This window comes from Streptomyces sp. JNUCC 64, assembly GCF_054484115.1.
In genome coordinates this window covers 4346077-4358850 of record NZ_CM137015.1, presented here as the reverse complement: position 1 = coordinate 4358850, position 12774 = coordinate 4346077, and the positions used below count along the sequence as shown (strand labels likewise).

Sequence of the window (12774 nt, the reverse complement as noted above, 5' to 3'; positions counted from 1 at the left end):
GGCGGCTGGTCACAGCAGACGCCGTATCTCCCCCCGGACCCGGTAGAAGCCCCTGGCCGAGGCGTGCAGCTCGTCCACCACGTACCGGGCGCCCACCTCCCGCATCCCGCGCGGGAACTGCACGTTCCAGCCGGAGTCGTAGCCGTCCGAGACGACCTGCACCCGCAGCCGGGAGCCCGACTGGACGCACTCGACCACGATCCCGTCCACCGGGGCGGCCGACACGGAGGCGAGCGCGGCGGCGGAGCGGACCGGGGTGTACGTGGGCAGCGCGGCGGCCGACTTGATGTCCCGGGCCACGGGGACCGTGCCGCGCTGGGCGTCGGCGATCGCCGCGTCCGACGCGTCGACGCACACCAGCGAGCCGTCCGTGGTCACCATGTACAGCCGCTCGTCGAGGTACTGCATGGAGAGCGCCGAGCCGCTGCCGGTGCGGAGCTTCCAGAGCCGGTTGCCGTCGGCGTCGAAGCAGTACACCGAGGACGAGGAGTCACCGGCGAAGACGTAGGCGCCGCCGGGGGCGGTGGCGCAGGAGTACACCGAGTCGTCGCAGAGGTAGCTGGCGAGGAGGGAGCCGTCCCGCTTCGACAGCCGCTGGACCACGTTGCGGGTGGTGCCCGCGTAGACCGCGTCGTCCTCCTGCCAGCCGAACAGCACGCCCCCGACGGTCCGGGCGTTCCACAGCTCGTGGGTGCCGTCGTGGGCGTACGCCGTCACGCCCCGCTGGTGGCCGTGGTAGACGGCCCGGGCGTCGGCGCGGACCATCCAGGCGTAGGCGCCGTCCGACTTGCGGGACCACTGGTGCTCGTCCTCGTGGTCGATGACGGTGAGCCCGCCCCGGGCGTCCGCCACGTTGAGGACGCCCTCGTGGATGTCGAGCCAGAAGATGTCGACGTCCGGGGCGATGGTGTAGGCGCCGAAGGGCAGCTTGGACGACAGGTCGTACACCGTGCCGTCGTCACAGCCCGCGTAGATCCAGAAGTCGTCGGCCACCAGGCACTTGACGCCGTCCGGGAGCGAGTAGTGGGCCAGCACCTCGCCGCCGTGGCTGAGGGTGTAGACGTCCCCGCCCTGGTTGCCGACCCAGCAGCGGTCCTCCGCGATGTGGATGCCGAAGGCGGCCGAGCCGGTGCGGAAGCGCCACAGGACCGGTGCGGTGGACCGGGCCTTCGAGGGGGCGGAGGTCACCTGGCGCCGGGTGACCGGACGGGCGGCGCGCTCGCCCCGGACGGCGGGGGCGTACCCCTTGCGGACCTTCTCCCCGACCTTCTTCGCCGCGGCGGCCCGCGCCTTCTCCTCGGTGGGGAAGGACGAGACGGTCGTCTGCCCGTCGGAACCGATCCGCCCGTAGCGCACCGAGACCACCGTGCCGTCCACGATCACCTCGTAGAACTTGTGCGCACCGCCGCCTTCCTGCGACAGCTCCAAGTACGTCGTCGAACGCGCCACGGCAGACCCCTCCCCAGGACGGAACGGTCCTTTTCCGGCGGCCCGTTCTCACTGAGTAGGACAGTAGGGGGGACCACTGACATCGACGGTGACGGGCGGGTCCTGGCACTCGGACGCTGCGACTGTCACCGGGTGTGACGAACTGTGCTCCGAGTGGCGGATCACTCGACATCCGCTCGGTGGCGCTTGCCCCTCCGGTCCACCCCGGACATCATGATGTCCATGCACATGACAAGCACTGAGGGTTGGGGTGTCGGGTGCGGAGGCCCTGGAAACCCAGCTTCGTTTCCGAAAGTGCGCGCATCGTAAAGATGGATCGTTGAAACCCTTGAGAATGAGGTCATGAGACGAACCGTCATCGCATTGATCTCCGTGTTCCTGCTCGCCATCGCCGGGTGCGACGAGGCCCCGGACGGCCCTCCGGTGACCACCGCGACTCCTGACACCAAGGCCGCACACCTAGCCGATCTCTACCACGAATCCGGTGGCGATGATCGTGTCCTTGGGATCCGTACCGGTAAAGGGGGCAACGACGTCTTGGTCGTGACCGTGTGGACCGGAAGGAAGAGTGGATACCCGGACGTCGACGCCTTCGACATCCATCTCAGGGGATTCCTCGCGAGTCGGGGTGTACCGGTGTCGAAGGGATATGTACTCGACGTCTACGGCCCCGATGGAACGCGCCTCCACAACCTGGAATCCGCCCAACGAGAGGTACCGTGATGCTCAGACCGTCCGTTTCCCCGCTCGCCGCCCTCGGCGTGACCGTCGCGCTGGTGCTCGTGACCGGACCGGCTGTACGGGCCGACTCCTCGGGTCCTGGCCCTGGCCTTGGGGCCGAGCCGTTAGCCACGCCGACTCCGGAGCCCACCTCCACGGCCGAGCCGGTGGAGGACCAACCGGACAGGGGGCCCGCGGCCCCGGTGATGGCCGACTACAACGGGCGTCGGATCAACCTCGCCGAGTCCTGGGAAGGGGCCACCAGTTGCACCGAACTCCCCAGCGGAGCGGTGAACTGCTACGACACGGACCACGCGGCGATGTCCGATCCCGAATTGCCCGCCGCAGTCCGCGAAGAGGCACTCGAAGGTCTTCGCCCCCGGATTCCCGACAGATGCCTTCCCGACTACTGGTGTCTTTACTCAGACGCCGATTACAAAGCCAAGATCCTCCGCTTCTCCAGTGACGGCCAGAAGAAACTGAAGGACTGGGGTATGCAGAACGCGCTGAGTTCCGTCTACTACCAGGTCGCCCAATGGTCGATCAACTACGGGGACGCGCAGATCATCGACTGGCGTTCGTGGCCCGTGGCGGACCGCGTGAGACGACTAGACGCCGGAGGCGCCGGAAACCCCGGCCGCTATCCGAATTTCAAGTCACTCGACTACCCCGGTGGCGGCACCTGGAACGACAAGGTGGACGTCTTCGAAGTACGCCGCGCCTGACCGCGAAAACGCCTTCCCTCCCCGCGCTGAGCCGACGGGGCATCGATACAGCACACATGGGACCGCCGCCCCGGCGTCCGCGCGCCCGGCGGCGGTTCCGTGCACGGCCGCCGGGACGAACGTCAAAACGTTCCCCGGTACGGGAGTCAACCGGGTCGACGTCGAACTCTGCGGCTGGCGCACTGTGGTCAAGGACCTGGTGCAGGGCTTCGCGGACGTGGACTGGCGGCTTGAGGACCCCGCCCTCACCTTCGCGAGCTTCAAGGTCCAGACACGGATCGAGAAGCGTTCGGCGGTGACCGGTCCGGACATGGTGGTGACCACCGACATCTGCGACCTGACCGCGACGATCAACGCCACGACCACGTCCCCCGTCGTCCCGGAGCGGTGCTACACGGTCGACCCGGTGTCGTACGACCCGAACTTCTGGTGGTCGACCGACGCGACGGTGACCTACGACATCGCCGGGGACGGTCTCGGCCCCGGCACCTGGCAGTTGGACGGGTCGCCGTTGGTACGCACGCCCTGAACCCCGGTCGGCGGGCTCCCGGGCCCGCCACCTTCCTGGAGTGACCTTTCATCCTGAAAGCGAGGAAGAATGTGCGTATATCCATAGCGAAGCGCCGCGCGTTAGTCGTGGTCGCCCTCGCGACCGTATTGGCCGTACCGGTGACGTCCCCCGCTCCGGCTGCGGAACCCGAGCCCGGGAAGGGCGCGGCGCGGCATGAGGCGCCGCGGACGGCTGACGTCGACAAGCCAGAGGCCGTCCCCCCGGGGAAGAGATCGTCGCTGCTGGGCCCGGAGTACAAGCGCTCGGTGGACACCTCGTTCGCCACCTCCGGAGACGCCACCGGTTTTCACCTCCTGGTCGCCGACGAACGCGACGGATACGCGTGGAGGACCGCCGCGACGCTGTCGGAGCCCGGTTTCGACACCGACACCTGGATCGGCAACGCCTGTCTCACCGGATCGGGCGACCGCGCCGCCGTGTCCTACGCGCCGCGTACGTTCACCAACAAGCCCGAATTGATGGCCAGGGGCGCCTTCACAGCTGTCGTGGACCTGACCAACGGCGAGGTCACCAAGCTGCCGTTCCAGGCGTCCCTGGCGTACTTCAGCCCCGGATGCGGCGTGGGAGAACGGGCGGTGTTCACCCAGCTCCCCCACGACGGCGACAAGAGCCAGCGGTCCCGTCTCGTCCCGGTGGACGCGAGGAAGGGCGAGTCCGGCGCTCCGGTCGCCTACCCGGGGCAGGTCACCTCCGCCGTCCCCGTGCGGGACGGGATCGTCGCCGCCCACGGCAACCGTGTGGTGCGTGCGGAGCGCGGGGGCGAACTGAAGGAGGTCACCCGTACCCGGCAGGTGCCGTTCCAGTTCACCGTCGACCGTGACGGCGGGCTGACCTTCATCGACCGCACCCGGTCGGCGGTGAGCGGGAAGACCTCCACCAGCTACGCCCAGCACCTCCCGCCGGACCGCCTCGGAGACGGGGGCGGAAAGCCGACCACGGTGGCATCGGGCGCCCTGACGGACTGGGACCTCACCTCCAGCGGTCGGGGCACCGTCTTCGTCACGGGCGAGGCGACGTCCAAGGGAACGCTTCCCGGCAATGTGGAGAACCCCGGGGGCATCGCCAAGGGCGCGCTGGTGTCCAGTCACGGACACGCCGCCGTCACCACGGCCTGGGCCGACGGCGAGGACACCCGTGTCCGTGCCTCGGAGGCGCTGGGCGCGAGGACCGTGCGGACGACCGTCAAGCTGCTGAGAACGGAGAAGACGGTCGTCCTCGACGCCCGGCCGGAGGCGCGCGGGGTCGGGGGAAAGAAGGCGCTCGCTCAGGGCAAGGCCGTGTCACCCGCCCTTCCCGCGCCGAAGGGTGAGGGGGCCGCGAGCACCCGAGGCGGGAGTGGTCCGGCCCGGTCGCTGGCCGCACCCGACGACCCAACGGAGGGCGAGGCGGAACGGACGTGCTCCGTCCCCCGCAACGACGTCCGCAAACAAGCGTTCCAGCCGACCCCCCGCCAGGTCGAGTGGGCGGTGAACCAGGCGGTCGTCGGCAAGCTCGACTTCACCCGTGAGACGAACTGGAAGAACACGGGGACCGGTGGATACAGCCCGCAGAGCCTGTTCCCGGGGGTGGTGCTGCACGGCGACCCCAACGGGAAGCTTGACACCGAGGACGGCGTCAGCGACCGCTGGCACATACCGTCACAGATCCTCCTGGGCATCACCGCTCAGGAGTCCAACATGTGGCAGGCGACCCGGTTCGCCGTACCCGGGGTGACGGCGAACAGCCTCATCGGCAACTACTACGGAGTCGACTACGCGCCGGACGGCGCACAGCTCGACCCGTGGAAGATCAACTGGGCAGACGCCGACTGCGGTTACGGCATCACCCAGGTCACGGACGGGATGCGGCTGCCCGGGCACGGTCAGCCCACGCTGAGCCCCCAGGCCCAGAACGCCGTCGCCCTGGACTACACGGCGAACATCGCCGCCGGCGCGAGGATCCTGTCGGAGAAGTGGAACGAGACCCGCCGGGCCGGGATGACCGTGAACAACGGGACCCCACAATGGATCGAGAACTGGTTCTTCGCGCTGTGGGCCTACAACTCGGGTTTCTACGCGACGCCCGATTCCGCGGGGCACTCAGGCGTGGGATGGACCAACAACCCGGCCAACCCGCTGTGGAAGGCGAACCGGGTCCCCTTCCTCCAGCACGCCACGGACCCGTCGAAGGACGACTACAGCCACGCGGCGCAGCCCCAGCACTGGCCGTACCAGGAGAAGGTGATCGGCTGGGCGGCCCGCCCGATCTCGGCGATGGCCGCTCCCGGCAACATGCAACCCGGGTACCGTGCGGCTTGGTGGAACAGCGTCGCTTTCCGGACCACGGCCAAGCCGCCGGTCGACCTCTTCTGCGACTCGTCGAACTCCTGCACCCCGAGCAAGATCGGAGACAATGACTCCAACGATCCGGGGCTGGGCGCGTGCACCCTGGACTCGGGCAATGGCACCACGAATCCCCACTGGCTCCACTGCTGGTGGAACAAGCCCGTGCAGTGGAAGGACTGCGACCAGGCCGCACAGTGCGGGAACCAGGTCCACCGCTTCACGACCACCTACCCGGAGCAGCCGGACGCGAATTCCTATCCGCCCCGCTGCTCCAGCGGCCTTCCCGCGAACGCGCTGATCGTCGATGACGTGCCCAACGGAGTGACACCCGCCGGACCAAGCGCGAGGGGGTGCGGGGCGGCGAAGTCCGACGGCACCTTCGGCTTCCAGTTCACCGGATGGAACGGCACCTATCCCGGCAAGATGGACACGCATCAGATTGGCGCCGGGTACCAGAACCACTTCTGGTTCACCCATGACCGTCAGCCGGAGACACCTGCCGCCAACGCGGACCGCATGAAGGTGACCGGCACCTGGAAGCTCGGGCGGAAGGTCCCCGAAGACCAGGCCAAGGTGTACGCGCACATACCGGACCACGGCGCACAGGTCACCGAGGCGACCTATCAGATCAAGACCGCTCTGGGTGTGGAGTCCAAGACCATCTCCCAGACGGCCAACCAGTCCAACAAGTGGGTGGAACTGGGGGTCTACCGGTTCAACGACGCCCTACCCGAAGTCAGCCTGTCGAACTTCACGGCCACCGGCAACGGCACCAAGGACATCGCGTGGGACGCGATCGCCTTCGTTCCGGGGGACTTCGACGAGCTGGGGACGATCACCTTCCCGGCGGAGAACCCGAACGCGCCGGAGATCGACCAAATAGCGGCCCAGGTCCGGAAAGACGCCGGACTGACGGGGGCAGCCGCCGACTCCGGCCGTTCTGCGAGGCCGTCCACGACGCAAGACGGTACGAAGTCGTGCCGGAAGGCAGGGGATGGGATCACCTTCTGTGCCGGATACGAACCCGACACGGGCCCAGAACGGAAGCGGAAGGGGAAAACCGACGCGTCGCCGCCAGGTGCCCAGCGTCGGAACCCGGTAGCCGCCGTGGTGAGCGCCGACTGCCGGAACAACGCCCTTGCCGCCTCCTTCACGCGTACCGAGGGCTGCTTGCGCGGTGCGGTGCCCACGACGGTGACCCGTAACGGTCAGCTGATCGGGACCGCCATATTCAAGGTCATCCAAGAGGTGAAACTCCTTCCGACCAAAAACCATTTCACGGTCAGCACAGAGATCTCCATGGAAAGCATGACCGGACTTCCCTCGACCACGCTCACATCGCTCGAAGAGGACTGCTGGCCCACGACGGGATGCACCGAGTCGGTCGGCCCGTGGACCGGTTCCACCACATGGACTCCCGGTGACACCCATGTGGCAAGCAGGGTGACCACCTTCACATGGAACACGGTCGCAGGCGGCCAGCAGACCCTCGACCTTTCCTGGAAGGCCAATTGGCACACTCCAGTTCCTGGAATCCAGACAGCGTCCAATTGGAGCCATCAGAAGTTCGACGTGCGATGCGACAACCAGGTCGCTGGAAATAGTGGTTGCGTGTTCAGCGAATACACACCGACAATGAACCTCAACCATGACGCGTATCCGGCTGCTGCCGCGTACTACTACGTCCTCATGTCAAAGCTTGCCTCCCACCCGGGAAGCGAGAGCCACAACAGCCCGTTGACCCGTTTCGCGTCAGATGCCGAGGCAGAGGAGAACCGGAAAAAGATGTGCACGCGGGCGGTGGCGGAGTGGAAGCCCCATCCGAACGCGTCCGGACGCAGCTGTGACGAGTACCCCTTCGCGAAGTCCCGGCAGAGCGGCGGCATGACCCTGACATCGGGCAAGTTCTGTGTACAGATGTACTCGGAGCTGCTGCCGAACGGTCGCTACATGCTGAAACTCGACAACAACTACCCTGTGCCGACCTGGAAGGAGATCTGCGGACGGGCGGCCGTCCCCGCGTCGCAGAACACGGCGGCCGGGGGCACTCTGGGCAACTTCACCAAGGCGGTGCGACTCCTGGACCACGACAAGTACTTCGTTCGGACCGGCTACGAAGGCTGTGACTTGGCAACGGTCTGCAACTTCCCGTAGTCGGGCCACGATGGGCTCGTCCCTTTGACGGGCATCTTCGACGACCCCGGGCCTTGGGCTCGGTCCTGGCTCGGATTCGCCGCACCGGTGACGGGGGTGAGTACCCTCTCCCGTCACCGGTGCGGGAGGCACCGGACGGAAAGGGAGAGAGGTCCTATGCGTGAGACGGAAGGTGCCGAGGCGGTTCCCCTGCTCTGGGAGCGGTTCACGGAGTGGCTGCGGCACAACGCCCCAGAGGACCACGCGGTGTTGTTGCCGGGAATCGGGGCCGAGGAGACCGGAACGCTGGAGCGGGAGCTCGGCTTCCCCTTGGACGACGGGCTGAAGGCGCTGCTGTCGGTGTGCTGCGGGGTCGTTCCCCGGTCCGCGAGCACGGAACCGGGCGCCTTCGTCTTCGGGCACAGCCTGTTGGACGCCGCCGGGATCGTGGAGTGGCAACGGTACTTCGCCGACGCGGCGCGGGACCTGGTGGCCGACGGCTACGGGGACAACGTCGGGGCGCTGGCGCACCCCGCGTGGGTCCCCTTCGCCCAGGCCGTCACCGGAGACCTGCTGTTCATCGACCACCGGGACGGTCACCGCGGTGCGGTGGGGGAGATGTTCTTCGGGTCTCCCGAGTACCGGCCCCTGTGGCCTGGTGTGGCGGAGATGCTGCGTGCCATGTGCGTCGCGGTGGAGACGGACACCCCGTTGCCGGAGCTGGGCTGGAAGCCGGTGGTGTGGGAGGGGCGCATGCTGGAGTGGGATTAGCGGTTCGGTCCAGTGGTACCCGGATCAGGGCGCCACTGGACCGAACCCGCTGCCCGACTGTGAACCGGAGGTCTCCCCATGCTGTTCCTAGCCGAGTTGCTGGCCAACTTCCTGCCCGGAAAGGTCAGGACGCGGTCCGACTACCTCTGGTCGGCCCTGCTCTCCACGACGCTGACGCTGCTGGTCCTGACCGGCGGGGCGAGGATCTTCGGGCAGGAGTGGGCCGGCGCGTGGCAGTGGACCCCGTTCGCGGCGGTCTGCGTGGCCGCCGGGTTCGCGATCGCCTATCCCACCGTGCGGAGTCGGCTGGTCCGCGAGTAGCGAGCTACGGGCCGTCCGTCCGGAATCCCGGTGTCCGGGCGCCGGAGGATCTCCGGCTGCCGGACGGCGTTCTCGCGGACCCGCTCATTCGGTTCCATGGCTTCCGACCCCTCGATGACGGGCCCATGACCGGGCGGCGTCGAGCATGGCCGTCAACCACGCCACGTCCGGGCGCCGGGAGACGAGCGTCCGCCACATGTTTTCCGTCGCCACGGCGAAGGCGTCGATCGCCTCGCGTTCCGCCTCCCGCCACCCGGCGCACTGTGAGGCCCATGACTCGGCGGACTCGGGGCGGTGCCCCGACGCCACCAACTGGACGACGAGACAAGCGGGGTCGATGAACCCCGCCCCCCTCGTCGGCCATGCCCAGTCCACGATCCAGCCGCCCTCGCCGTGGATCAGGACGTTGCCCGGATTGATGTCCCCGTGGACTAGGCCCGAGCCACGGAAGAGCGCCGCCGCCTCCGGAGACGCGGCGAACCGGTCCCATCGTTCCTCACGCCACGACCGCGTGAACTCCGGTAGTTCCACCCGGCCGACTTCGTCGAGCAGTCGGGTGACCGTGACGAGGTCCGGAGAATCCGGTGCGAACTCCGACCGTCGACCGGGAACCACCGTGAAGCCGAGAACGATCCAGTGCTCGTCCTCCGCCGTCCACGCGAGAGCGGGTGCGAGGGGCCGGACTGCGGGATTGATCTCCCGTTCCCGGACGAGCGAGTTCCTGCGGCCGCCGTCCCGGTTCCGCATGGCCTTCACGAAGAAGGGTCCCTTCTCGCCGCTCACGATCCCGGTGAAGTCCGACCCGAATCCGCGGACTGTGGGCTCGGCGGCGGTGAGATCACCAGTATGGGGCCGAAGGAGGCTCCAGAATTCTGCTCCGGGTAGTTCATGTGCCATGGGCTCAATTCCTCGGCGTGCATTCGGATGGCGGGTATCCCGGTGTGCACTCTGCGTTCGGATCGCAGCTGGGGTCGCACTGCCCTCCCCTGTGTACGCTCTGGATGTTAGCTGCCGCTTCTGCCATAGCGGGACCAGTCAGGATTTCGGCCAGGGTGGCGGCGCGAACGTTGCCTACGTTCATCCAGGCGGAGAACACGCAGGGGGACACATCTCCGTTCGGTCCGATGGCTGCCCGGCCATCTCCGCAGTGCCCGCAGAGTCCGCTCAAGCTGGGTACCCGGCCGATGGCGGCGCGCCCAAAGGGGCGCACGTGATCCGTGCTGACATGAGTGACCCCGAGCAAACGGATGTCGCGTTCCGCTGCTTCCGAGGCATCCGGATTGTCGCTCACGATACCGACGCGGATGGGGATACCCCGTTCGAATGCCCGTGCGATGTTCGCGCGGGTCCTCCCGTGGCTGGGTCGGCCAGTTACCCCATTGTGCTCTTCGGCGCGGTTTGAATAGTAGGACGTGGCGAGGCTCACGCCGTCGCGCTCCATCAGTTTCCACCACTCATTCGTCACGTGAACGAGGTTGCTGTACACCTCTACCTGAACGCCGGATTCCAGTGCGTGGGCGGTGATCTCCCGCGCGTCGGGATGCATCATGGGTTCACCGCCGATCAGCTGGATTCCCGTCACTCCGTTCTTGACGGCTTGATCAATGCTGTGCAACCAGTCAGACCGCGCCATGTCTCCGTGTTTTCCCGTGGGGCCCGAGGAGTTGTAGCAGTGCGTGCATTCAAGCTGGCATTTTCGGGTGAGATCGAGCCAGAGGAAGCGCAGTTCCTTGCCGAACCCGGGTTCGATACGCGTCCGCCCGGGGGCGAAGTGGTGGGCGGCCGGGTCGCGGAACGTCGGGCTCGTGGTCATGTAAGCCTCCGGATGGGGTTGAGGACATGAAGGTCGTACGGGGGGGCTTCCGCCTCTCCACCGCTTTCTCGCCGTGTGCGCCTCAAGCATCGCTCTCCGTGAGTAGCCTGGACAGGGCCGCGGGCATAACAACAACCGATTTATCGAAGGGCGTTGAGCGCATGACAGCTGAGACGGGTGGACCCGATCCCACGACCTCGCTCCTCGCCTTCTTCGGTGCGGAAGTCCTCCGGTTGCGCCTCGCGCGGGATCTCAGCCAGGCAGCGCTGGCGAGTAAGGCCCTCGCCACCCAAGCGATGATCAGTTACGTGGAGCGGGCGAAACGGGTCCCCTCGAAGGAACTTTCGGAGGGCCTTGACCGTGCCCTCCAAGCGGACGGTCACTTCGCACGGCTCTATCCGCTGGTGATCCGGTACGCGTATCCGGGCTGGTTCCTGCCGTACGTGGAGCTGGAACGGGAAGCCATCAGCTTCCGTAGCTTCGAGGGTCAAGTCATTCATGGCCTGCTCCAGACCGAGGACTACATGCGGGCCATGCTCGCCGCTGTTCGTCCTGACGACCTGGATGCCCTCGTCGCGGCACGTCTGTCGCGGCAGGAGGTGTTCGAAAGGGAAGATCCCCTCCGGGCGTGGTTCGTCGTGGATGAGGCCGTCCTGGTCCGCCGAATCGGGGGACGGGACGTCATGCGGGATCAGTTGGAGAAACTGTTGGCCGCAGCGGAGTCACCGCGAACGGTCATCCAGGTGGTTCCGATGGAGAAGCCGGTGCATCCGGGCCTGGCTGGCCCCTTCGCCATTCTCGGGTTCGACGAGGGACCCGATGTCCTTTACGCGGACGGCTTCTCCCAAGGAAGGGCGGTCACCGACCCTGCGGAGGTCGCGAGTGCCACGCATGCCTATGATCTGCTTCGAGCCGTGGCCCTTCCGCCCGATGAGTCCGCCGATCTGATCGGCAGGTACCTGAAAGGACTGAGCGCATGACCGGCGCGAATGAGTTCTCTGTGGTGTGGCGGGCCTCGTCCTACAGCAGTACCAATGGCGGCGCGTGCGTTGAGGTGGGCGAGGGCGTGGCCGGTGTCGTTCCCGTTCGGGACAGCAAGGTACCGGACGGTTCGGTGCTGGTGTTCGCCCCCAGACAGTGGGCCCGGTTCGTCGGGTTCGCGACGGGACGGGTCGGCTAGCTGATCGTCCGAGTTGCGCGACGTGTCGAGGGCCGGGTACGTCGATTGACGGGGATCCGTCGGTGCGAGGCAACGGGGATGGTGCGGATCGCCTCTTCGAGGTGACGTGGCCCGTCGTCATGGGCGCGCGTTCCCCGGTGGATCGGTGCGGGAGAGGGACGGGAGCCCGTCTCCATCCATCCCGCTCCCTCAAGTCCGCTGGTTACCAGTCATCTTGAAGAGGAGTCACCTGTCCATGACGCGTCGTACCGCTCCGCTGCTCGTGGCGGGTTCCCTGGCGGCCGGTTGTCTGCTGCTCTCCGGACCGGCGGCGCCCGCGAGCGCGGCGGGGGTGCCGTGTTCGGCGGCCGGGGTGAACGGGAAGTCGCTCGCCGGGCGGGGGACCAACCGGATCGACGTGAAGGTCTGCGGCTGGCGCACCGTGGTCGAGGACCTGGTGCAGGGCTTCTCGGACGTCGACTGGCGCGTCGCGGACCGGGACGTCACCTTCGCCTCGTTCACGATACGCACCCGGATCGAGCGGCGGGCGACGCGGAACGGACCCGACACCGTGGTCGACTCCGGTACCCACGACCTCACCCGCGAGGTCAACGCGAGCGCCGGGCCCCGCGATCCCGAGCGGTGCCACACCCCCGGCCTGGTGACCTACGACCCGGCCTACTGGTGGTCGTCCGACGCCACGGTCGTCTACGACGTCGCGGGGGACGGCGCGGGCCCCGTCACCTGGGAGCTGACCGGTTCGCCGCTGGTCCGTCCGCGCCCCTGAG

The 12774-nt window shown here is 67.5% G+C and carries 12 protein-coding genes; 9 read left to right on the top strand and 3 right to left on the bottom strand.

Annotated elements, in window-relative coordinates; all coding sequences use genetic code 11:
* Window positions 1-9: 9 nt before the first annotated feature.
* Complete coding sequence (locus ACVWNX_RS17975; protein ID WP_454408192.1) at window positions 10-1449, bottom strand: WGR domain-containing protein; 1440 nt, start codon at window positions 1447-1449, stop codon at window positions 10-12.
* 342 nt (window positions 1450-1791) lie between these two features.
* On the opposite strand from ACVWNX_RS17975, the gene ACVWNX_RS17970 reads away from it, so the two are divergent.
* The 6 genes from ACVWNX_RS17970 (at window position 1792) to ACVWNX_RS17945 (ending at window position 9014) form a co-directional block, all read left to right on the top strand.
* On the top strand, window positions 1792-2172 hold the full coding sequence (locus ACVWNX_RS17970) for a hypothetical protein (RefSeq protein ID WP_454408191.1): 381 nt from the start codon (window positions 1792-1794) through the stop codon (window positions 2170-2172).
* A complete protein-coding gene (locus tag ACVWNX_RS17965) occupies window positions 2172-2894 on the top strand; it encodes a peptidase inhibitor family I36 protein (RefSeq protein ID WP_454408189.1) in 723 nt (240 codons plus the stop codon). Before ACVWNX_RS17970 ends, ACVWNX_RS17965 begins: the two co-directional genes overlap by 1 nt.
* A 199-nt stretch (window positions 2895-3093) precedes the next feature.
* Window positions 3094-3423, top strand: a complete 330-nt coding sequence (locus ACVWNX_RS17960; protein WP_454408187.1) for a hypothetical protein — start codon at window positions 3094-3096, stop codon at window positions 3421-3423.
* A gap of 287 nt (window positions 3424-3710) precedes the next feature.
* A complete protein-coding gene (locus ACVWNX_RS17955) occupies window positions 3711-7943 on the top strand; it encodes a golvesin C-terminal-like domain-containing protein (RefSeq protein ID WP_454408186.1) in 4233 nt (1410 codons plus the stop codon).
* Window positions 7944-8099: 156 nt separating this feature from the next.
* A complete protein-coding gene (locus ACVWNX_RS17950) occupies window positions 8100-8693 on the top strand; it encodes an SMI1/KNR4 family protein (RefSeq protein WP_454408185.1) in 594 nt (197 codons plus the stop codon).
* 78 nt (window positions 8694-8771) lie between these two features.
* Window positions 8772-9014, top strand: coding sequence for a hypothetical protein (locus ACVWNX_RS17945; protein ID WP_454408183.1), 243 nt, complete (start codon window positions 8772-8774; stop codon window positions 9012-9014).
* Window positions 9015-9098: 84 nt separating this feature from the next.
* Here the strand turns inward: ACVWNX_RS17945 and ACVWNX_RS17940 are convergent, their stop codons facing one another.
* Window positions 9099-9911 (bottom strand): phosphotransferase, encoded by an 813-nt coding sequence (locus ACVWNX_RS17940; protein ID WP_454408181.1) that lies wholly within the window; start codon window positions 9909-9911, stop codon window positions 9099-9101.
* Between the two features lie 4 nt (window positions 9912-9915).
* Entirely contained in the window at window positions 9916-10827 is a 912-nt protein-coding gene (locus ACVWNX_RS17935) for a radical SAM protein (protein ID WP_454408180.1), read from the bottom strand.
* 161 nt (window positions 10828-10988) lie between these two features.
* Here ACVWNX_RS17935 and ACVWNX_RS17930 point away from each other — a divergent pair, with 161 nt between their 5' ends.
* The 3 genes from ACVWNX_RS17930 to ACVWNX_RS17920 all read left to right on the top strand — a co-directional run bounded on the left by ACVWNX_RS17930 (window position 10989) and on the right by ACVWNX_RS17920 (window position 12773).
* Window positions 10989-11807: a helix-turn-helix domain-containing protein gene (locus ACVWNX_RS17930; RefSeq protein ID WP_454408178.1), complete on the top strand. Its 819-nt coding sequence runs from the start codon at window positions 10989-10991 to the stop codon at window positions 11805-11807.
* On the top strand, window positions 11804-12007 hold the full coding sequence (locus tag ACVWNX_RS17925; protein WP_454408177.1) for a DUF397 domain-containing protein: 204 nt from the start codon (window positions 11804-11806) through the stop codon (window positions 12005-12007). Before ACVWNX_RS17930 ends, ACVWNX_RS17925 begins: the two co-directional genes overlap by 4 nt.
* A 235-nt stretch (window positions 12008-12242) precedes the next feature.
* On the top strand, window positions 12243-12773 hold the full coding sequence (locus ACVWNX_RS17920) for a hypothetical protein (protein WP_454408175.1): 531 nt from the start codon (window positions 12243-12245) through the stop codon (window positions 12771-12773).
* The last annotated feature ends 1 nt before the right edge of the window (window position 12774 follow it).